Below are 22,547 nucleotides of genomic sequence, written 5' to 3'. Positions count from 1 at the left end.
AGTTAGTTGCAAGTTTTTCTGTTAAGAGAAAAGTAATTAATCCATTGTATAATAAGTTATGGACTGATAGGGGGGGTTTGATGAAACGGGTTTTAATTATGGGGTCCATCATTGCGTGTTTATTACATGCACCATCTTCTGAGGCATATGCAAAAACGACTCCAACTTTCACCGATGTGAAAAGTACGTATTGGGCGGCACCTGTAATATATGAGCTAGTTGAAAAAGGATTTATGGAAGGCTATACAGACGGTACATTCAAACCGAACAGTACGACGACTCGTGCTGAGGCGGCAAGTATTATTGCAAGAACGATGGGCGTACAACTAACGACTGATTTTGTTCCAAAATTTACGGATGTTCCTACAGATCACCGTTATTATAAAGAAATTTGTAAACTAGCAGAATTGGGGATTATTCAAAACGCTAGTGAGTTTCATCCTGAAGCCCCTTTAAAGCGCGCACATATTTCAAAAATGATTGCTCTTGCCTATGCGGTTGAAGTGGATCAGAAAAACAAGACATCGTTTAAGGATCTGCCTAAAAACTATTGGGCAAAAGATTATATTGAATCGCTGGCAGATGTGGAAATTGTAAAAGGAAAGACTGCAAAAACTTTTGAACCGAATGAGTTTGTTACGCGTGCTCATGTAGCTGCACTCACTATGCGCGGAATGGAGTTTAAGGAAAAGGTTAAAAATTTGGATGTAGTATATGACTTTTTGCAAAAGGATTATATTGATACAGTGAATCATCATAAACAGTGGGAGAAAAAAATATTGGAGCTTGTTAACAAGGAACGGGCTGCTAAAGGACTTTCACCACTTATGCAAGATAAGAAATTAACACAGATCGCCATTATTAAAGTGAAGGATATGCTAAAACGCAATTATTTCGAACATAATTCAACTTTTTACGGCAACCCGTGGGATTTAGCGACGTTATTTGATTATGAGTATACAAGCTATGGAGAAAATTTAGCCCGAAACTTCGAGTCACCGGAAACGACGGTAAAGGCTTGGATGGCTTCACCGAAACATCGTGACAATATTTTAAAAGAAGTATATACACATATGGGTATCGGCATTGAGCAATCTAAAAATGGGAAATATTATGTAGTTCAACATTTTTCTAGTAAATGAACTGGTAAATACTAGTACCTTACATTACAGTAATGTTACAAGTTTTATTTCATTAATATAAATATTCTATAAAAAACACCGAATCTCTGCGTAAATGCTGAGATTCGGTGTTTTCTGTTTTTATATCAAAATACTACAAACTGTTACACAAGTGAAAAATAATATCACAATTATATATGTTACCCTGTTATTAGGTTAAATAAACATGAACAAACAAGTTTTACGTTATGTTATACCTCGAATATTCATCGCGAGGCCTATTTTGAAGGGAGTTCCATTTTAAAGTGAAAAAGAAAATCTTATTACCGATCTTTGCAACTTTCATGATTTTTTCAGGTGTAGGGATGGGTTCAAATAATACAGCACAAGCAGCATCAGTTTCAGAATTAACAGCAACAGCTTCTAAATATATCGGTGTACCATACGTTTACGGAGGAACAACAGCAAGCGGGTTAGATTGCTCTGGATTTACTCAATTAGTATTCAAGCAATTGGGCTTTGACTTAAACCGTACAGCAGCTGCTCAATATAAACAAGGTAGTGCCGTTTCAAAATCAGATTTACAACCAGGCGATTTAGTATTCTTTAATACAACTGGTAAAACCGCTTCTCACGTTGGTATCTCATTAGGAGGAAATAAATTCGTTCACGCTGGTACAAGCACAGGCGTTACTGAAGCAAGTTTAAGTTCTTCTTACTGGGCGAAGCGTTATAACGGAGCAAAACGCGTAGCAAGCTTTGGCGAAAGTCAAAAAGTAGTTGCAGCAGTTTCTTCAGTTGAAAAAGAAGAAGTAAAAGATTCAGCAATCGATTTCACGGTTTATGCATCACGTGGTGAAGTAGCAATTCAATTAGCTAAAACATTAGGTTTAGATACATCTGATACAAATTCACCATTCACAGATATTAAATCATCATCTAAATATGCAGGTGCAGCAACTGCACTATATAAATTAGGCGTTTTCACTGGTGATGAAGGTAAATTCAATCCAGCTTCACCATTAACACGTGCTCAAATGGCAAAAGTGTTAGTAAAAGCATTCGACTTGAAAATGAAGCAGGATACTTTAAACTTCACAGATGTACCAACATCTCACTGGGCACATAGCGACATCTCGATCTTAGCATCGAACGGCATCACAGTAGGTAAAGGTGACGGCACATTCGGTACAAACGACAACGTTATGTTAAAACATTTAACAGCTTTCATTAACCGTTTACAATAATAAGTTTGGCAAAACCAATACTTAATGAATAAAAATTAGTAACTTCTACATATCTCAATAGATATCCACCTTGCAGGGAAGTACTTACTAATAGTAGTTGAAACACAGACAAATTTGTCTGTGTTTCTTTTTTGTTGTGGGGCTTGGGCTATGTACTGCTTTATTAGCCAATGGGGGAGAGAAAGTGGAAATAATTTCGACTGAAGTAGAAAGCTGAAATTTAATAGAAGATTTCCGAATGAAGGTAGAAACTTTTCCATCAAAAGTACAACGTTTGCCAGTTGAAGTGGAAGCTGCAGTTCATAATGTGGAACAATTCAGATCGAAAGTAGAAAGCGGTAACCTTATTAGAAGTTCTCTAAATAAAGGTAGAAACTTTCCTATCAAAAGTAAAACGTTTGCCAGTTGAAGTGGAAGCTATAGCTAAAAATGTAGAACATTTCATACCTAAAGTAGAACGCGCACATATATTAGCCAATTCCAGACTAAAATTAGAACCACTTTCATCTATAGCAGAATCTCTCATCTCTTATATGAAAAATATCACATTCTACTTCCTGTAAACTAGAAAAATATTAAGTTTCTTGCTTTGTACATATTAATTTTATGAATAATTTGGTAAAATGGGAACTATCTAATAGAGGGGAGGATTTTAACATTGTCTTTGCGTAATCTTGTCGTGACGGTGACAATCATCTTCATGGCAATGTTCCAATTGAATACGGCCTATGCTAGTACAAGCTTTGCCGATGTCCCTTCTTCAAACGGGGCGTATAATGAAATAAATTATTTAGTAAATGCGGGTGTCATAAAAGGGTATACGGAAAATGGTAAAACTCTTTATAAACCGAACGCCCATGTAACCCGTGGACAAGCTGCTAAAATGGTCGTTGTGGCCACAAATAACAAGCCTTTAACTGTAAAAAATTCTTCTTTTTCTGATGTTACATTGGGAACAGAACTTTCGGGTTATGTAGAAAGTGCGTTGGAATTAGGGTTTTTCTCTGAGCAATCTAAAGGGAAATTTGGACCGAACACACCTTTAACACGAGAAGAAATGAGTAAAGTGCTGGCCATTGCATTTAAATTAAACACAGCTCAAACGGAAAAGCTGGAAATTCCTTTTAAGGATATTAAACCGACGTATGGCTACTATCCTTATATCGCGGCGATTTACTTTAACGGAATTACAATGGAGGCCGATAAATATAATCCGAAAAATTCAGTAACACGTGCGCAGTTCGCTTCATTTATCGCTCGTGCATCTTCCGAAAAGTATCGTTTACCGTTGCCAGTACAAGGGGTGAACGTTCCGGATGTTTCAGCAGCAATTGCTTCTGTTAAAGCAAATGTTAATAATTTAAATGTCCGTACATCTGCCTCTTCTTCAAATGCATCGAATATTTTGGCGAAAGTAAATACAGGTGCATCGTTTGCCGTATTTGATATCCAGAAAGACGGTTGGCTGAAGGTTTCACATGAGGGACGCTATGCTTATGTTTATAAGGATTATGTAGATTTTATAGATGAATCCGGCAAGCTTCTTAACAAAGTCCAAAAGCATGTTTACGCATTAGGCAACATTCAAGCATATGAAAAGCGTGATGTTGGTTCAAATAGTGTAAGTTCAATAGCAGCAAAAGAGAAAATTGCAGTTTATAATACGATTGGCAATTGGTATGTTACGTTAGTAAATGGTTTACCTGCCTATGTACGAGTGTCTCAAACCGAGGATTCATTACAGACAGAACCAGTAACTCCGCCAGCAGTGGTACCGGAAAAACCGGCAGTGGAAGAGGAAAATAATGTACCGAACCCTCCTGCGGAAAATAACGGAGAAAACGAACAACCAGTAACGCCGCCGCAACAGCTATTGACGAATACTGTAGGTAAAGCGACAGTTGATGCCTTGCAAATTCGTGAGTCGGCTTCAGGAACTTCACGTTCGCTTGGGCAAATTAAGCGAGGAACATTAGTGGAAGTCCATTCGGTATCCGGAAGCTGGGCTAAAATCACATATAACGGTATTAACGGTTATATTAATAAAACTTATTTACAACTTCTTAATCAAAAAGGACCTGCTGTAAAAGATCGTATTATTGTTCTTGATCCAGGTCATGGTGGTAAAGACCCAGGTGCTGTCAAAAGTAATGCACGTGAAAAGGAAATCGTTCTAAAAGTTGCGAATCTAGTGAAGCAGAAGCTTGAAAAAGATGGTGCGATCATAAAAATGACGCGTTCTGGTGATACATATCCTAGCTTAGAGGATCGTGTTCGATACGCTAAAAATGAGAACGGTGAAATTTTTATCAGCCTTCATGCAAATGCAGCAGCAAAGGAATCAGCGAATGGAACGGAAACATTCTACAGTGTTACTTCCAATGCAAATGAAAAAGAAGATTTAGCGTTGGCAACAGCTATTAATAATGAAATCGTTAAAAACGCGAAAATGTACAACCGTGGTGTAAAGCGTGCAGATTACGTTGTTATTAAAGGAAACGTAATGCCTGCTGTTTTAGTGGAGCTCGGCTTCATTACAAATACTGCAGATAGAGAAAAGCTTGTATCTGACGAGTATGTCGAAATTTTTGCCCAGTCTATTTACAACGGCATTGTGCAATATTATACGAAATAATTGGCTGAGCGGCTTTCTGATTGGGGGGCTGCTCAGTTTTTTATTTATGTATGATTTTCTAATATGTTTCGCAGAAGTTCTAATATCCTGTGAAATGTTCTAATAAAAGTGCCAAGTTCTAATATAATAGCCATTTCTTCAAATATGTCATTCAGATGTTCTAATATCATACCCCGAAGTTCAAATATTCTAACCCAATCTTCTAATAACCTTCCTAACTTTTCTAATAAACTGTCACTCCGGAAACCCCAGGCCAAAACTACAAAAAAAACCAGCACTTCCGTAGAAGTACTGGATTAAAAATTAATTTCCTGGAATTAATTGAACTAAATCAGAGCGTACCCAACCGTGTTTTGCAGGAGGGTTATTGTCTGACAAAATTTTGTACCATACATAGCCGTCCGTACCTTTCGTTTCTTCAACGATTGCGACAGGATAGCCGAACACGCCTGTTTCACCTACATATTTCGCTTTATAAGTGAAGTGAATTGGCGATGATGTTGTTGGTTCATTACGCACATTTACAAGATGGCCATTTTCATATGATACGAATGCCAAGTTCGCCTGCTTGTAATCTTTTTTACCGAAGCGGTTGTCCATGCGATACATATGACCGGCAATTTTACTGCCCCAGAATGGATCTGATGCATAGTGAACATTCATGCCGGATGTTTTATTCCCCGGTACTGCACCTTTTGCGTAAGCACCTGATTGAGGCACGTACTTCAAATTGACGTAGCGGTTAATAAACGCAAGTACACTATCATCACGGTTTTTATATACTTGACCTAATGTTGGATCAGTGTCGAACACTTCAATACCAAAAATGTTGTTTTTCGTCAGTGCATTTTTACTTACTCCGTAATCACCTTCATGCATTGCTGCAGCTAAAATGAATAAGGCATTGACATGATATTGTGATTCCACCTGCTTTAAAAATTTCCCCATCCCGATTAAACGAGATTCAATCGTTGCTTTGGCATATTGAGGGGAAGTTTTGATTGCCTGGCGCTCTTTTAATAATGTCATAATCATATTGTCCAGTTCTTCAGCTGTATAATTAGATGGCTGACGAATCGACTGGAATTGGAAATACGGATAATGTGTTCCTACTTTTTTCGTTAATAGAACATCAGAGTAGAAGTTTACACCATCTTGGCTATAATATTGTGACCCCGGTTTTATAAAGTCCGGTGCTTCACTCACTACATAATTCCCGTAATACTTTTGTGTAATATGGTTATACGTACGATGTGTTAAGTAACCGCCTTCAGCAAAATAGTAGTCTTGTCCTTTAATTAAGCTTGTTGGTGTTAATGTTACTTCATCAATTTTCGCATAGCCTTTTGTATCTGCTAATTGAACGATTGCATACTCATCATTGCTTCCAATATATTTAAACTGAGAGCCTTCTACAGCATACGATAACGACTTCGTGAAGTTTTTATCTGAATAAATTGTTACAGTGTTTGCTTTCGTATCAGCTGCTGAAGCGATACCAGAAGACATTTTAATGATTTTGTCGCCTTTAATAATTATGTTTGAACCAGAACTTTTTAACGCTGACTCTGCTTGTTCGTAGTTAAAATAAACAGTAGAGTTTTTCGTTATTACTCCATTTGAAATTTTACCTACATAATAAATATTAGGGTTCGGAGCTGGCGTTTCCGTCGGTTCTTCACCTTCTTTTACAGCAAATGTTTCGATTGTCGTTTGCATACGGAATAAAAATGCTGCGGCATGCGCGATTGTCGCATTGCCTTGAGGTTCAAAAAATACCCCATTTTTCGTATGTGATCCACGGATAATATTGTAGTAAACGTTTGTAGCTACTGCCGGTTTGAACTGATCACTAATTTTGTTGTTATCCTTGAACGTTAGTGGTTGTCCTTCCAACGGCACGTTTGAATAACGCAATGCTTTTTCCAAAAGTGCTGCCATATGCTGGCGCGTAATTTTTTCGTTCGGACGGAATGTGCCATCAGGATAACCGCTTAAAATGTTTGATCCGGCAGCTGCCTGGATTTCACGTGTCAGTTCATTACCAGCTTTTAAATCCTTAAAAGTGTATGTAGACGAATCTGGTAATTTAAGTGCGCGGGTAATATAAGAAGCAAATTCTCCACGCGTAACGGCACGGTTAGGATTGAAATTTCCTTTACTGTCTGGTCGAATGACATTTTGATTAGACCAATATGTTAATTCATTTACCATTTGATGGCCTTTTATATCATTTGCATGAGATGTTGATTGTGTTGTGAAAGACAGAGCAACGACTAATGCGAATGCTAGTCCAACTATTTTTTTAAACACAGATTCACGCTCCTTTCCTATATGATGATATTTTACCAATATATGAGCGAGAATCATAGATGAATCCTAATACTTTAGATGTTTGTAATATAAATGTAATTAAAAAGTCCTTTGAAACCTAGTTTAAAGATAGGGAAAAAAGAGCTCTGTAATATAAGAGTTGAAGATATAAAAAAGAGTGAGCCAGATTGAAGCTCATAAAAAAATTTAATGTGAAAAATAAGTGGGGGGGTGTGATTGAAGGATAAGAGTGAATGAGAAGGAAGCAACTTAAAAAAGTTTCTTGTTTTATCTTTCTAATAAACAATTAAGAATTATAAGTTTAATGCTTTCGATATTTTCTTTACTTCCTTTGTTAAGTAATGAAGCTGTTCATGAACTTCCTGGAGGTCCACGTTATTTTGGCTGTAGTTACTGGCCTGCTGTTGTGCTTCCTGCAGTGCAAGAGCAGAAGCAAATGTTGAAATCCCTTCCGCTAACGTAGCTAATAAACCGGCCAACACCTCAAGTGAAGCGGCTTGAATTAATGGATTGTTATCGATTGGCGGTTCATTGTTTTTCTTACGGTTATTTTGCAATACTACGACCTCCAAAATAGTGATGTATATATTTTATGGTTTTTAGGAGTAATTATGAATGGCTAGGTGGAATTTGTTTCAGAAAGTTTTAAATCTATCTAGTCTATTTAATGGTAAAATTTAGATATATAGATAGGAGGTTGGTGGGACATTTGAAAATGAATAAGGCTTATAAAATCATTAAATATATTGTGGATAAAGCACTTTTCCTTATTTTGAGCTTTTATACAGCGCTTTTTTGTTTCATATTCCATTTAGGATGGGCTGTAGATATCATTACCGTCGATACACCGCATGAAGAACATGTGACTGTACCTTTCCAAGATTATATTATGCACTTTTTAATAGGTAGTTTTATATTAAGTGTTTATATTTACAATTTGTTCGGAAACCAATTCTACAAAAAAAATAAAAATAGGTATATTTACTTTCATACTTGGTTTATCAATGCTGCTCAGTACAATCGAGCTGTTTTCAATGTTAGTCCTATTTAGAACGATGCCAGTAGAATTTTATATTTCTCAACTTACGGTCCTTATTTTTCCTTTCTTATTATTGATGGTTATAATCAAAAAACATCGGGAGTTATTTAAATGGAAAAGTAAGGGGTTCTCGAATATGAAGATTTGAAGAGAGGCAAAAATTTTGTCTCTTTTTTTTGTCCAAATATGGTTCCTATTTATTTAGGACCGAAAAACCATTGATCTGACAATTATTCTAGTAATTTAGGGTGTGTTTTATACTCTCATTGAATTATAATTGTAACCATATTATACTTAAGTTCGTCTTAATCCACATGAGCAAAACTCATCTAAAAATAGAGAACTTCATATAGGAAAGGGTTTGGGACTTCTATGAATGACATTTCTGTCAAAATGAATAAAAAAGAGTGGCTCGAAATTTTTGGGGCAATTCTTGTACTTGTGGCGGCCATACTGCTTCCGCCTTCGATAGCGCAAATCAGTACAGCAATTTTCTTTGTACTCTTCGCATTTTTTAAGCCATTTCAAAGTTTAGTAATTTTAGTACCGTACGTTATTTTCCGTACATTCTTTATTGAACTCAACCCTGGTCTTAAACTCATCGGCGATTTAATTACGATCGTCGTATTGCTGCGTTTATTTTTATTAAATACGAAGAAATTTAAAACTTGGTTTCATTTCAAACCATTTGAATACTTCTTCTTCGCCTTTTTAATCTTCGGTGCAATCATTGGATACAAAAACGGTGTATCACTAGGTGCAATTGTCTTCCAATTACGTACATTCGGTGTTATGTATTTACTGTATTACATTCTAAGCCGCAGTGAATTGCCGAAAAACTTCCTTGTGAAATTGGCATGGGTTACAGTATTTTCAGGAGCTGTTATTTTCATTCAGGGGATCGTCGAAAAACTGTCGATGCGTCAATTATTAATGCCGGAAGTATGGACGGAAAAAATACTTTCTTCAACAAACTTCGTGCGTATCTACGGTATGCTGAACAATCCAAACTCGTTGGCATTAGTCATGTTCTTTGCAATTGCCGCAGTATTTTTCCTGCGCTGGGCATATAAAGACAATGAATTTAAATGGACGTTCCGTATTGCACAGGTCGCATTCTTTGGAATGCTGTTATTGACACTTTCACGTGGTACATGGATTTCTGCATTCATGCTTGTCTTATTCTTTATGTTGCTATCTCGTAATTGGCAGTTATTAAAGAGAATTGCCATTTCATTTGTTGTAGCAATCGCGCTTATTTATTTCCCTGTAAACTGGGGAGTATCATTTTTACAAAACTTAGGTGTGGAAAACACGGTAGCACCTGAGGAAATTTCAGGTGGTATCAGCAATCGTTTCACGGAAACATTCTCGGACGACACGTTGGAGCTTATGCAGGAAAGTGGTCGTATGTTCTATATTAAAAAAGGATTTGAAGTGCTGAAAGATTATCCGATTACAGGTGCCGGCTTCGGTACATTCGGTGGTTCGGCTACTTTATCATATGACTCACCAATTTATGAGGAGTACGGTATCCGTTCTGATATTTATGGAGGCAAAAACTTCTATTCGGATAACCAATACATCCAGGTTATTGCGGAGACAGGAGCAGTCGGCGTTCTATTATTTGCCGGATTCCTTCTTGCGATGGTATGGATGTACTGGAAAGAACGTAAAACAGTCTTTGGACAATATTTATTCGGGCTATGGTTCGCAACAGGTGTAGCCGGCTTCTTCTATAATATTTGGGAATTAAAAGTATATGTGTTGTTCTACTTTATTCTCTTTGGAATTTTTGCGAGTATGCGCACAATGTATCCAATGCTCAAGCTTAGCGATTACGAAAAACAAAAAGCAGAATAATTCAAGGAACTATCTTCTTAGGGGGATAGTTCTTTTTTATTGAAATTAAAAGACTCGAAGCTTATGTAACTTTATGTAGGAAAAACCTGTATTTTGTAAAATGTAACAAAAGATTAATAGTCTCACACGCGAAAATTTGTTAAGGTTAGAGATAGGACATTAAGAGAGGAAGGTGACTTGCTTCAAGTTAACTAGGAAGCACAAATTATGAAAACAAATAAATCTCTATTTATTGCAGTGCTAATGGTGTTTGCACTTATTTTCAGTACACCGCAATTTGCAAGTGCAGCACAATCGACAAATGACTCATACCCGCTTTCAACAGGGGTAACATATTCGAACTATACTCATAAAGGTTCTAAAACAAGTATAGTTAATCATTTAGAAGTAGATTTAACAGACTCTTTCACAAAGATCGGGTTAGGCTTACCAACTCCGGTTAATACACTAATGACAACAACGCAACATGCGAACAGTCATACGAAGGAAGGAAATCGTGTAGTTGGGGCAATCAACTCTAACTTCTACAATATGGGGGATGGCTATCCTTTATATTTAATTTCTCAATATAATACTATCGTTACACCAAGCGTTATTTCAGACTCAAGTTCGAACTATGTCAGCCAACCGATCGCATTCGGTATTACAAAGGACGGATATGGAGAGATTGCTTACTACAATAGTAAGATTAACGTTACATATAACGGTCAAACGAATGAAGTAAATGGTCTTAATGTAAAGCGCGGAACAGATGAGGCGGTTGTTTATACACCGCAAAACCATAGTTCTATGACGCCGAACAACGGAAAAGGTATGGAGTTTATCGTTGAAACTGGCAACACAATCGGTGCAACGAAATTCGGACAGACTTTAACAGGTAAAGTAACTGCAATCCGCGGTTATGATGATGAAACAAAAACGAAAATTCCGCGTAACGGTTTCGTTCTTTCTTTTAACGGATCGGCATGGGGCGATAAATACCGTGGAATTAAAATCGGTGATGAAATTTCAGTAAACTTTGCTATTGATGATCGTTGGATGGATGCACAGTTTATGATGGCAAGTGGTCCATTACTAGTATTGGACGGCAAGAAAAATCTCACAATCAATGAATCAAGCTCACGTGCTAGAGAAGTTGCACCACGTACAGCTATTGCAATCAGCAAAGACAAGAAGAAAGTACACTTAGTTACAGTGGACGGACGTATTAACTCTAGTGCAGGTATGACTTTACCACAGTTTGCGGATTATCTAGTAAGCCTTGGTTTTGACCGTGCGATTAATTTAGATGGCGGCGGTTCAACAACAATGGGTATTCGTAAATACGGCAGCAACACTGTCGTTTTAGCCAATACACCGTCTGGAGGTACACAACGTCGCGTATCTGCAATTATTGAAGCTATCAGTACAGCACCAACAACAAATACACCTAAATATATTCAAGTAAATCGTGATAAAGTAGGTACGCTATTAGTCGGTGCAACAGTGAAACTTACACCAAACTATGTGTTGGACGAATATTACAATCCATTGGCAGTAAATGCAAGTGATTTTGTGTTAACACCGCAAAATAACACAGTAACAGTTAACGGCTTAAGTTATACAGCTGTAGCGTCTGGCTCTGAACGTATCACGGTTTCAAATAAAGGCGCAACACAAACAATTAGCTTCAATGTAGTGGATGCACCTGCTGGACTTTCTATTTCAGGAGTATCAGCTCCAATTGAACCAAATGCATCACTTCAATTAAAAGCAAATGTAACAGGGTCAAATAATGAAACACTAATTTATAACGACTCGCAAATTAAATGGTCTGTTGATGGAAACATCGGTTCAGTATCCAGCTCAGGTCTTTTCAAATCGAATGGTAAAGAAGGCACTGCCCGTGTAACAGCGACATTAGGAACAAAATCTGTTTCTAAAGATATCGTTGTAAAGGCGGTAGAAAAACCATTATTCAAAGATATTTCTGTGAACAATGTTTATAAAAAAGAAATTCAGTATTTAGTAGATAATAACTTAATCAACGGGTATCCGGATGGTACATTCAAACCGGATTTAGCATTAAACCGTGGTCAAGCAGCTGTATTGCTGACTCGTGCATTAGGCTTATCGACAAAAGATGTGCCAAACCCTGGATTCAGCGATCTATCAACAAAGAGCACATATTATGGTGCTGTTGCTGCGATTGTACAAGCAGGAATCATGAGCGGTACTGGTGATGGCAAGTACGAACCGGGCAAACCATTAACTCGTGCTCAAATGGCGAAAATCTTAGTTGAAGCATATAAGTTAACGGGTACTACTTCTACGAAATTTAAAGATGTAAGCACAAAGCACTGGGCATACGATTATATTCATACGCTAGCAGCAAATGAAATTACGACAGGTTATGAAGATAATACTTATAAACCAAGTCAAGAAGTATCACGCGTGCACTTCAGCTTATTCTTATACCGTACAATTACACAAAATAAATAAGTGAGAACCTTTGTAAAGTTGCAGCGAGGAATCGCAACTTTTACAAAGGTTTTTTTATGGAGAGCAGAGGGCTTTGGGGAAGAGAGGGGGAAGGGCAAGTGAAGTGAGACTGGTACGAGGCATTTTATTGCGAAGAGAGGGTTTTATAGATGGGAATGTAAGTATAGACTCAGGTGCTGTGGTTGGAAGTAGAATATTTTGGCACGGAAGTAAAACTCTTGGGCTGGAAAGTAGAATTTCGCTCGGGTAAAGTAGAAAGATTCATTTGAAAAGTAGTACCGGTTGCGTGTATTCGCCAAGATGTCGGAGAAAGTAGAATCTTTTGGCGTGAAAGTAGAACTCCGCGCCAGGGAAGTAGAACGTTTCTCGGGTAAAGTAGAAAGATTCATTCGAAAAGTAGAACCGGTTGTAAGTATTCACCAAGATGTCGGGGAAAGTAGAATTTTTTGGCGTGAAAGTAGAACTACGCGCCAGGAAAGTAGAACATTTCTCGGGTAAAGTAGAAAGATTCATCTGAAAAGTAGAACCGGTTGCATGTATTCGCCAAGATGTCGAAGAAAGTAGAACATATTTGTGTGAAAGTAGAACGTTTCCCCGGTAAAGTAGAAAGATTCATTCGAAAAGTAAAACGATTTGGTATCAAATGAGAATATCAAGCCATTAAAGTAGAACTGTACCCGAGAAAAGTACACTCTTATATTTCGTAAGTAACTCCTCACCTCCTTTAAGTAGAATTATTCAAATATGAGTTACAGCTACATAAGGAAATTACCTTATCCGTTCTAAAACGTCTTCAGGAATTAAATAATAAACCCCACGTCCCTTGCCGAATTGTTCAAAGTTTAAGCGCTTCAACAGCTTGGAAGCAACTGCTTTACAGTCAATCCCGACAAATGCCCTTAATTCACGATTGGTAATACGATCACCAATCAATACGCGATATTGATGTAAAGCTAAAAAGATTGCCTCTTTACTTTTCACGCCACAGTGTGGGCAAATCCATAATCCGTGATGGTAAGACATGACATGCTGAAAGTCACATTTTTTGCAATGGACGCCATTTCGAATTCGATACCTTTCTATTTTTCTTCTAACAGGAAGCCGACAAGAAATCGCCAATAATTCACTTTCCAATTGATCTAAAACCACTGTTGTTTCATCATAGTTTTCATATAATTTCTCCAGAAACTTTGGCAAGCCGCTTAAATGAATAATCGGAGAACCGTTTAAAGAGGAATCCAATTTCGTTCTAATATTAGCGTTGACCACAATATATAAAACAGGCAGCTGAATTCCCCACCTTGATAATAAATGAGATAAAAATAACTGGTGCCGGTATGCCTGGTCAAATGGATTTGGGAAATTTTCTATAATCCCCTCCTCGGTTTGACGTGCAAATTCATGAAATGCGGGTTTATAAAATAACGTACCGGAAATTTGTTTAACTTCGACAACGAGGAGAAATCTTGTCGTTATAATAAGGGCATCAATTTGATGAGAAAAACCCTTTTCATTTACACACTCAAAGTTATAAAAAATTTTATAGGGGCCAGGAAAATGATAATCTGCTAATGTTCTCTGCATTTTTAATTCGCCTGCAATTCCAGCTTGAACGCGATAATAAGCCTCCTGAATTGAAGTAAACTCTTCGTCGTTCGTTTGTAATCTGCTCACAAGCGCTTCTAAATACATAAAATTTTCAGATCGATACAATAAATCACCTCTACTCGGGCATTGAGACAAAAGCTCTATGACAGCAATTTATCCGAAAATCCCCTAGCGTGCAAATGACCTCGAAAAGTCATTTATTGCATAAATTCCTCTTCAAAAAGTAAAAATGAAACTAATCTTGTATACAAACCGTCTCATTAACGAAAAACTATAAATTTAGAGTTAATTTTCTTGTTGGGAAATAGTGTGATCTTGCCCTCGGGAATATCGTTTCAAACTGACATTATGCTATACTAAAAATACGAGTCATAACGCAGAACACATCTACTTCAGATGTGTTTTTCAAATGAAAAATGAAATAAGCCAAGCATACTCAAAACGCTTGATTCAAAGGATGAATGAATAAATGAAAATTGGTATTGTAGGAAATTACGGGAATGATAATAACGGAGATGAGGCGATTTTATTAAGTATTATTCGCCAGCTGCAGAAGGTATTTCAAATAGATACAAAAAATATTACGGTATTTAGTAATAATCCAAAACAAACTGCTGAACGTTATACTGTGCAAAGTTACCCTTTATACTACAAAAATGGTAATGCCGTGAAAACGTTCATGAAGACATACAAAGAGAATTCCAATGTCGTGAAAAACCTTGATTTTGTCGTAATCGGCGGCGGCGGTATTTTAATGGATCTTTATAAGCGTGAAGCACCACTATATGGTTCTTATGCGATGATGGCCAAAAATAATAATGTACCTTATGTTGTCTACGGCTGTGGTGCAGGTCCCCTTAACACAGGGTTAGGGAAATGGTTTATCCGCTATATGGCCAAGCATGCGCAAAACATTTCAGTGCGTGATCCGCAATCAGAACAGCTGCTTAAAACAATTGGTGTAAAACGTGATGTTCATGTTATTGGAGACCCGGCATTTAGTTTAGAAGTAGAACGTACAAATTATAGTGATAAACCTAAATCGGTTGGGGTTACAGCAGTCCCATACTATAATGCTTCATATTGGCCAACTGGCGATGAGGCAAAATACGAAAACTATATTGATGGTATGTCGAAAAACCTGGACCGTTTAATTGAAGAGCATAATGTAGATGTGACATTTTTTGCGACAAAATATCCGCAAGATGCTGATGTGACAAAGGATATTCAAGCTAAGATGAAGCATCCGGAAAACACAAAAATCATAGATGAAAACTTGCCGCCACAACGTATTTTACAAATTACGTCCACATTTGATGTGTTAATTGGTACAAGACTACATTCATTAATATTGGCAACGGATGCAAAAACGCCGATTATCGGTGTGTCGTATCATGTGAAGGTTAATGACTTTTTACAAATGGCAGGGCTTGGCAACTATTCATTGCCGATCGATTCGCTTCATGAATCAGACGAGAAGTTTGCAATGCTTTTTAACGATATGGCAGTAGATTGGAACGGTGCACAAAACTTAGCGGCTCGTACAAATGCGTCATTTAAAGAAAAATCAGCATTAGGAGAGCAGCTTTTAAAAGAAGGTGCTAAAAAGTAATGAAAAAAGTATTCGTCATTAGCAATATGTATCCATCTAAGGAACATTTAGCTTACGGCATTTTCGTAAAAAATCAGGTCGAGCAGCTGGAACGAGAAGGAATAGAGACAGTGCTCGCAGTTAATACGAATCCCGCGACAGGAAAGAAAAATGTTATTTTGAAATATTTAAAATGGGCGCAGCATTTTATGCGCGTTTTTCGTGCAAACAAGCGGAATATTTCGCTAACACATAGCCATTACGTTTTTCCGAGCGGGATGTTCAGCTACTATTTAAAAAAGCGTCACAATATCCCGTATATTGTGACAGCACATGGTGGCGATATTAATAAAATGGCCAAAAAGGGCGGGCAAATCCGTGAGTTTACGGAAAAAATTTTACAGTCTGCAGATCATGTCATTGCAGTAGGAGAAGAGCTTGCTACAACGATTGAAACAACATTCCATGTCAAAAGCGGTAAAATATCGGTGATGAGCATGGGGATTGATCGTACGGTTTTCAAAGAAGCGGAAGCTAAAAAACAACTTGCAAAAGAGTTGGGAATGGATCCTGATAAAACAAACTTTTTATTTGTAGGCAACATCATACGGGAAAAAGGCGTTACAGAACTTGTGCGTGCATTCAATAAAGTATCGGAATCTCTTCCGGAGCAAGCCGCTCTTTATTGTGTTGGTTCGACAAAAGATAGCAATTTTACTAGTAAAGTAAAAGAATTGGCTAAGGACAATACAGCAATTCACTTTATCGAACCGATGCCGCAGCAGGAGTTGGCAAGGTATTTCCAGGCGGCAGATGTTTTTGTACTGCCTTCTTATATTGAAGGACTGGGATTAGTAGCTTTAGAGGCAATGAGCTGCGGTACGCCGGTTATCGCGTCGGACGTCGGAGGACTGCATTATATGCTGGCGGATGGAGCGGGGGTATTAGTACCTCCTAAAGACGAGATTTTACTTCAGCTTGCACTTGAAAATGCAGTGAAAGACGGAATCGCAGTGAATGAAGCGCGTGTAGCCGAGCTGCTTCATACACATGATGCAAAAAATATTATTGTACGTTTAAAAGAGCTCTACACAACACATGCGAAATAAAGTAATTGTAATTAAAGGATTGTGATAAGCGTTGAAAGGAATTTTAAAAATAATAGGGGCCGTCGCGGTTATTAATATTTTAGCGCGTCTGGTCGGCTTTGCCCGTGAAACATATATCGGGATTGAATTTGGTACAACTGTATATTCAGATAGTATTATTAATGCTTATACAATTCCAAACTTTTTATATTTAGTCATTGGCGGAGCGTTTACGACGGCGTTTATATCCATTTACCATAAGACATCATCGAGTATCACTGAATATATACAGCGAACGTTTACAACAATTGTTGTTTCGATTACGCTCATTGTCATTTTATTTATGGCGTTGGCTGATCCGATATTAATGAAATTTTTTCAAGTTGAGGATCAGGCGGAATATGAAATGCTGCGCTCGCTATATTACTGGATGATGCCTTCGACGATTATGCTAGTTTTATCGACTTGGATGAGCGGTATTTTAAATGTCCAGGGCCGGTACCATTTATCCGCATTTTCGGTGCTTATTTATAACGGATCATTTTTAATCGTCTCGGTAATATTGTCTATTACGATGGGACCGATTGGAATGGGGATCGGGGCATTAGTCGGGGCAATTTGTATGTTCTTGTTCCTTGTATTCGGGGTTCGGAATGTGAAAGAAATGTCTTTCAAGCCGAACTTTAAACAGGCTGAAGATCAGAAAATGTTATGGAGAGTTGCGTTGCCGATTATGCTTGGCGGTGCGACTGCACAGCTTTATATTTTAATTCAGCGATTTTTCACGAATATGCTGGAAGCCGGTGTTCCGTCAGCGATGAACTACGCGACAAAAATGTCCCAATTCCCGCAGGCAATTTTAATGACTGCTGTAACGACCGTTATTTTCCCGTTACTCAGTAAAAAAGAGGGAGAAGGGGACACAGAGTCGGTAAAACAACTTTATGTTCGCGGGATGCGTTTATTATATTTACTCGTATTGCCTATTTCGGTGTTCTTTTACTTCCAGGCAGAAGGTGTTATTCGTATCGTCTTTGAATATAAAGAATTCAATGCCGAATCAACAGCGATTACAGCGCCATTGCTGCAAGTATTCAGTACAACGATGTTCTTCCTTGCCGCGAACACGTATATTACGCGTTTCTACTATGCAAAGGGCAATTCCGTATTACCGATGATTTTCAGTATTTTAACGGTATTCGGTGTAAATATTGCGGTCGTAATGGCGACTATTGATGAAATGGGCGCTAATGCGGTTGCTTTAGGGACATTAATCAGTGCCATCGTAAACTTCCTCTTGCTTGTCATTGTGCTGCAAAGTAAATATCAGTTAAAACTTTTGGACAAAAACATTGGTCAGCTATTTAAGTTAGTTATTATTGGATTAGTTTTTGTTGCCATTAACTGGGCGATTGCACAATGGATTGTAATTGATCAGAAATGGATTCATATAATTGTTACATTTATAGTTGCATCAATCAGCTATCTTGTATTGCTGTTTGCATTCAAAATGGATGAACTGCAGCAAATTACAGGTAAAGTAAAAGGAAAGATTTTTAGAAAAAAATAATATGATAAAGTGCGTATCCGGATTTAAAATTGGATACGCCTTTTTAATACATACTATTTAAACATAATATTAAAAAGAGAAATTTTCCCTTTTCGCTTATGTCCTTTATCCTTATAACAGGACAATTTAAGTGTAATGTTTTTTGATTATTGCTAAGTTATGTAAATTGGTTGCTGATATTAAGGAGAAATGTTAGTTATATGACAGAAAACTTTATTTTAAAAAAACTTTCCTATATAATCATAAGTGGAATAATTGGAATTTAATATATAATTTACTAAACATCTAAAATAGAGATAAGGGTGGAGAAGTATGGCAAGAGGACGACGTGTAAATTCGTGCGGTGAAAAAAGTAAAAAGTTATTATTGGAAAAAGCAATTGAGCTATTTTCTACATATGGTTATCATCAAACAAAAATCAGTGATATTGTGAAGTCGGCAAATTTAACACAACCGACATTTTATCTATACTTTCAAAGTAAAGAAACATTATTTAACGATTTAAATGAGAAATTCCACAATGAATTAACTGATATTTTTTCAAGTTCAGCAAATGACATAAATGAAGGTAAATTTGGAATCGATCTTATTCAGGGAAGTCTTACACATATTTTCAATTATTTTATCGAAAATCCTAACTTAACGAAAATCGGTTTTTATGAAGCAGAGCAGTCAACTGCCGTGAAGGAAATGCTCGTTTCTAAATTAATACATATTCTTAACACGCAATTAAAAGATTCCAACGTTGTAAAGCTGGTGGATGCTAATATTCTGGCAGAAAGTCTCGTTGGTTCGGTGGAACGACTAACATTGACAAATTTACTGACGAATAAATCGAATCCGGAACAGTTAGCAAAAGAGATTTGCATGATTTATTTTGCAACGGAGCTAAGTTTAGTACTTTCATAAAATTGAAATGAGACGATTGCCATTGTGCAAATCGTCTCATTTATGTTTACTGTTTTGTTGTTACATGTAAATAAACACCGGCTTTTAAATTTTTGCCTTTTTCGTTTTTTACTTTAGGATGAACGATAAGGGCATATTCTTTACCGGCCGTTAACTCTTTTGAAGGGGTAACAACTAGCTGTTGACCCGATAATTTGTACGTTGTTTTGACAGTATCCGCACCTAGCTCGACTAGTTCAACGGAAGAAGAAGCAAGCTCTTTCGCCAGTTTAGCAGAAAACTTGATCGTAAATGTTTTGTTTAATGGAACATTCTTTAATGCAGCAAGTTCTTTATAGTTTTTTAAGTTTGAAGCGATTGTATCGTAATGTGCTTTAAAGAGCGGTTCACTTACTGTTTTAATATGAGGTTTAACCCCAACTTCATTTATTTTCGTGCCGTTTGGACCATAAAAATGACCAACTGTTAATTTTAGAAAACTTCCATCTTCAAGCTCATAAAATGCCTGCATGGAACCTTTACCATAAGTTGTTTCCCCGTATAGCGTAACTGCTTTTTGATCAGCAAGGGCTGCTGCAGTCATTTCCGATGAACTTGCACTATATCTATTTACTAGCATTTTCGTATTTTCAGGGAATGTTGTCGATTGCTTCATCGAACGTACAATAGATGTCCCAGAAGTTTCCTTCAGCTTGTAGGCATAGGTGGCATTCGGGAACATACCGATAAGCTGTTCTGCTGCTGTTACATAGCCGCCTCCGTTATTTTGTAAATCGAAAATAAAAGATTTTGCCCCTTTATTTTTCAAATCACGAATGGCTTTTGATACGAGGCTTGCCGTGTCGTTTGAAAATGAATTCAACGAAATATAGCCCGTATTCCCGTATAAAAGCTTTGTTTCCACATTAGGCAATGAGAAAGCTTTACGTGTTAATTTTTTCGTTAATATTGTGCCATCTTCACGTGAAACCGTTATAGAAACCGTTGTATTTGCTGCTCCTTTTATACGGGTAGAAGCCTGGTCGATTGTCAGCCCTGCAACCGGTTTTCCATCGATCTCTGTTATGATATCGCCAACTTTTAAGCCTGCATTTTTTGCACTGCCCCCATCGATCAGCTCGGAAATTTGAATACCGCTTTCTACCTTTTCGATGACCACACCGATACCTACAGTAGTAAGGTCCACACCATTAATAAACTCATCGAATTCTTCCGGCGTAAAGTAAGCGGAATACGGATCAAGCATTTCTGCCAGTTGCTCGAGGCTTGTGGCCCGGTTGATGTCACCGTTAACATTCCCTACATAGTTTTCCTTAACAATCTGTTTTGCTTCATCTAAAGGAGCACCTAGTACCGTCAAAGGAACAGCCAGGCACATGATGAAAAACAGCATTGCTGATAAATGTTTTTTTAGCATGAGTCCACCTCATCAATTTTATTTTTCTATAATGTAATGCGTAATGCCATGATAGGGATATTACCATATTTTATCATGAAAGCTTCCCGAATTTATGGTAAGGATAAAAAATATTTTAAGCTATTTTTAGTCAATAAAAGAGGGTATATTACAAGTTTTTACACTTGTAACATACCCTCTTTAAAGTAATTAAACTTACTTCCGTTTTGCTAAATACATGATGTAGCCGATGACACCACCGACTAATGCAGGTACAACCCATGCGATGCCTTGCTCATAAAACGGGAAGACTGATAAAAATTTATCGTATGCTGCAATTTCAAAGCCGGCAGTTTTGATTCCGTCATAGATTGCAACAATACCTGTGAAAATTAAAGCCATACCATATACGCTCGGTGCGTGGTTGAATAAATTTCCGAATAGTGCAAAAATCATAAGCACGATTGCGAACGGATAAATTGCAACTAAAACAGGCAATGATAGATTAATTAAATCCGATAATCCAAAGTTTGAAACACCGAAGCTGAATAGCGCAAAAATTACTAAGTATACTTGGTAAGAAACTTTCGGGAAAATCTTATGGAAAAATGTTGCGTTTGCAGATAAGAGACCTACAGATGTTGTTAAACAAGCTAAAATGATAACGGCAGATAAAATAATCTTACCTGCTTGTCCATATAGTTGCTGTGCTGCTAAAGAGATAATTGTACCGCCATCTTCATGGAAGCCGATAGCTGATGTACTTGTTACCCCAATATAACCTAATGATACATAAACAAATGCTAAACCAATTGCAGCGACAATCCCTGCGAAAATTGTAATTTTAACTTGTTTTACTCTATCAGTTACGCCACGTGCAACTAATGATTGAACGATAACAATTCCGAAAACCAATGATGCGAGTACATCCATCGTTAAGTACCCTTGAATGAACGATTCACCAAAAGCATTATTAATATATGGACCCTGTGCTTCACCAGGTTCACCTAACGGAGTAATAACGGCTTTAATCGCAAGTAAACAAATAACGATTAAAAGAGCAGGTGTTAAAATTTTTCCGACACGGTCGACGATTTTTGTCGGGTTATAAGCTAAGTAGAATGTAATTCCGAAAAAGATAAGCGTTGTAATGAATAATGGAACCCAACTACCTTTCATTGCTTCTGTTAAAAACGGTTCCACACCGATTGAATAAGATACAGCGCCAGTACGCGGAATTGCGAAGAATGGTCCGATCGACAAGTAAATAATCGAAGTGAAAATTATACCGAAATATGGATTAATGCGGCCAGCCAATATTTCCAGGTCTCCGCCGTTCTTTGCAACGGCAATAATACCTAGTAGAGGCAAACCGACTCCTGTTATTAAAAATCCGATCATGGATATTACAATATTTTCCCCAGCCATTTGACCTAACTGTGGTGGGAATATGATATTACCTGCACCTAGAAATAATGCAAATAACATAAAACCTACCGCGATATTCTCACGAAAAAAACTTGACTTGCTATTCATGTTGATAAACTCCTTTAATTTGAAAATACAAAGTTTTCTAAAAATTTAAATCTTTTAACAAAAATTAATTCTATCATAAAATTATTAAAATACAAGCATATTTTCAGAAAACAATTATCGCTAAACCAC

The 22,547-nt window shown here is 37.2% G+C and carries 15 protein-coding genes; 10 read left to right on the top strand and 5 right to left on the bottom strand.

Annotated features, from left to right (window positions below):
* Positions 1-80 precede the first annotated feature (80 nt).
* From ACQKN3_RS10850 to ACQKN3_RS10840, 3 genes are all read left to right on the top strand, one after another.
* Positions 81-1,142 carry an S-layer homology domain-containing protein gene (locus ACQKN3_RS10850; protein WP_427711313.1) on the top strand — a complete coding sequence of 354 codons (1,062 nt, stop codon included), beginning with the start codon at positions 81-83 and terminating at the stop codon, positions 1,140-1,142.
* Between the two features lie 284 nt (positions 1,143-1,426).
* Entirely contained in the window at positions 1,427-2,368 is a 942-nt protein-coding gene (locus ACQKN3_RS10845) for an NlpC/P60 family protein (RefSeq protein ID WP_251689802.1), read from the top strand.
* A gap of 658 nt (positions 2,369-3,026) precedes the next feature.
* Positions 3,027-5,003, top strand: coding sequence for an N-acetylmuramoyl-L-alanine amidase (locus ACQKN3_RS10840; RefSeq protein WP_427711310.1), 1,977 nt, complete (start codon positions 3,027-3,029; stop codon positions 5,001-5,003).
* A gap of 303 nt (positions 5,004-5,306) precedes the next feature.
* Here the strand turns inward: ACQKN3_RS10840 and ACQKN3_RS10835 are convergent, their stop codons facing one another.
* Both ACQKN3_RS10835 and ACQKN3_RS10830 read right to left on the bottom strand, forming a co-directional pair.
* A complete protein-coding gene (locus ACQKN3_RS10835; RefSeq protein WP_427711308.1) occupies positions 5,307-7,316 on the bottom strand; it encodes an S-layer homology domain-containing protein in 2,010 nt (669 codons plus the stop codon).
* 314 nt (positions 7,317-7,630) lie between these two features.
* The gene (locus ACQKN3_RS10830) at positions 7,631-7,894 is read right to left on the bottom strand and encodes a multidrug ABC transporter ATPase (RefSeq protein WP_251689799.1); all 264 of its coding nucleotides are present in this window, start codon (positions 7,892-7,894) and stop codon (positions 7,631-7,633) included.
* A gap of 152 nt (positions 7,895-8,046) precedes the next feature.
* Between ACQKN3_RS10830 and ACQKN3_RS10825 the strand changes: the two genes are divergently transcribed.
* The 3 genes from ACQKN3_RS10825 to ACQKN3_RS10815 all read left to right on the top strand — a co-directional run bounded on the left by ACQKN3_RS10825 (position 8,047) and on the right by ACQKN3_RS10815 (position 12,720).
* Positions 8,047-8,388: a hypothetical protein gene (locus ACQKN3_RS10825; RefSeq protein WP_427711306.1), complete on the top strand. Its 342-nt coding sequence runs from the start codon at positions 8,047-8,049 to the stop codon at positions 8,386-8,388.
* Positions 8,389-8,748: 360 nt separating this feature from the next.
* Complete coding sequence (locus tag ACQKN3_RS10820) at positions 8,749-10,239, top strand: O-antigen ligase family protein (protein ID WP_427711304.1); 1,491 nt, start codon at positions 8,749-8,751, stop codon at positions 10,237-10,239.
* Between the two features lie 207 nt (positions 10,240-10,446).
* Complete coding sequence (locus ACQKN3_RS10815) at positions 10,447-12,720, top strand: S-layer homology domain-containing protein (protein WP_427711302.1); 2,274 nt, start codon at positions 10,447-10,449, stop codon at positions 12,718-12,720.
* A gap of 768 nt (positions 12,721-13,488) precedes the next feature.
* Here the strand turns inward: ACQKN3_RS10815 and ACQKN3_RS10810 are convergent.
* The gene (locus ACQKN3_RS10810) at positions 13,489-14,412 is read right to left on the bottom strand and encodes a nuclease-related domain-containing protein (RefSeq protein WP_427711301.1); all 924 of its coding nucleotides are present in this window, start codon (positions 14,410-14,412) and stop codon (positions 13,489-13,491) included.
* Positions 14,413-14,797: 385 nt separating this feature from the next.
* Between ACQKN3_RS10810 and ACQKN3_RS10805 the strand changes: the two genes are divergently transcribed.
* From ACQKN3_RS10805 to ACQKN3_RS10790, 4 genes are all read left to right on the top strand, one after another.
* Positions 14,798-15,940 (top strand): polysaccharide pyruvyl transferase family protein, encoded by a 1,143-nt coding sequence (locus ACQKN3_RS10805; RefSeq protein ID WP_427711299.1) that lies wholly within the window; start codon positions 14,798-14,800, stop codon positions 15,938-15,940.
* A complete protein-coding gene (locus ACQKN3_RS10800; protein WP_427711297.1) occupies positions 15,940-17,028 on the top strand; it encodes a glycosyltransferase in 1,089 nt (362 codons plus the stop codon). Before ACQKN3_RS10805 ends, ACQKN3_RS10800 begins: the two co-directional genes overlap by 1 nt.
* Before the next feature lie 31 nt (positions 17,029-17,059).
* Positions 17,060-18,577 (top strand): murein biosynthesis integral membrane protein MurJ, encoded by a 1,518-nt coding sequence (gene murJ / locus ACQKN3_RS10795; RefSeq protein WP_427711295.1) that lies wholly within the window; start codon positions 17,060-17,062, stop codon positions 18,575-18,577.
* 312 nt (positions 18,578-18,889) lie between these two features.
* Entirely contained in the window at positions 18,890-19,486 is a 597-nt protein-coding gene (locus ACQKN3_RS10790) for a TetR/AcrR family transcriptional regulator (protein WP_427711293.1), read from the top strand.
* Positions 19,487-19,532: 46 nt separating this feature from the next.
* Here ACQKN3_RS10790 and ACQKN3_RS10785 read toward each other — a convergent pair whose 3' ends face one another.
* Positions 19,533-20,903, bottom strand: a complete 1,371-nt coding sequence (locus ACQKN3_RS10785) for a S41 family peptidase (RefSeq protein WP_427711291.1) — start codon at positions 20,901-20,903, stop codon at positions 19,533-19,535.
* A 195-nt stretch (positions 20,904-21,098) separates the two neighbouring features.
* Entirely contained in the window at positions 21,099-22,418 is a 1,320-nt protein-coding gene (gene brnQ / locus ACQKN3_RS10780) for a branched-chain amino acid transport system II carrier protein (RefSeq protein WP_427711289.1), read from the bottom strand.
* Positions 22,419-22,547 lie beyond the last annotated feature (129 nt).

Origin of the sequence: Solibacillus sp. NPDC093137 (genome assembly GCF_050280445.1) — a bacterium.
In the GTDB taxonomy this organism is placed as follows: domain Bacteria; phylum Bacillota; class Bacilli; order Bacillales_A; family Planococcaceae; genus Solibacillus; species Solibacillus isronensis_B.
The sequence above is the reverse complement of the archived record's forward strand: the minus strand, read 5'-3'. Positions and strand labels throughout refer to the sequence as shown.

What these genes read in the sequence shown, in the direction of transcription:
- ACQKN3_RS10850 (WP_427711313.1), top strand. Translation starts at nt 81, where the DNA reads ATGAAACGGGTTTTAATTATGGGGTCCATCATTGCGTGTTTATTACAT.
- ACQKN3_RS10820 (WP_427711304.1), top strand. Translation starts at nt 8,749, where the DNA reads ATGAATGACATTTCTGTCAAAATGAATAAAAAAGAGTGGCTCGAAATT.
- ACQKN3_RS10815 (WP_427711302.1), top strand. Translation starts at nt 10,447, where the DNA reads ATGAAAACAAATAAATCTCTATTTATTGCAGTGCTAATGGTGTTTGCA.
- ACQKN3_RS10810 (WP_427711301.1), bottom strand. Translation starts at nt 14,412, where the DNA reads ATGTATTTAGAAGCGCTTGTGAGCAGATTACAAACGAACGACGAAGAG.
- ACQKN3_RS10805 (WP_427711299.1), top strand. Translation starts at nt 14,798, where the DNA reads ATGAAAATTGGTATTGTAGGAAATTACGGGAATGATAATAACGGAGAT.
- ACQKN3_RS10800 (WP_427711297.1), top strand. Translation starts at nt 15,940, where the DNA reads ATGAAAAAAGTATTCGTCATTAGCAATATGTATCCATCTAAGGAACAT.
- ACQKN3_RS10790 (WP_427711293.1), top strand. Translation starts at nt 18,890, where the DNA reads ATGGCAAGAGGACGACGTGTAAATTCGTGCGGTGAAAAAAGTAAAAAG.
- ACQKN3_RS10785 (WP_427711291.1), bottom strand. Translation starts at nt 20,903, where the DNA reads ATGCTAAAAAAACATTTATCAGCAATGCTGTTTTTCATCATGTGCCTG.
- brnQ (WP_427711289.1), bottom strand. Translation starts at nt 22,418, where the DNA reads ATGAATAGCAAGTCAAGTTTTTTTCGTGAGAATATCGCGGTAGGTTTT.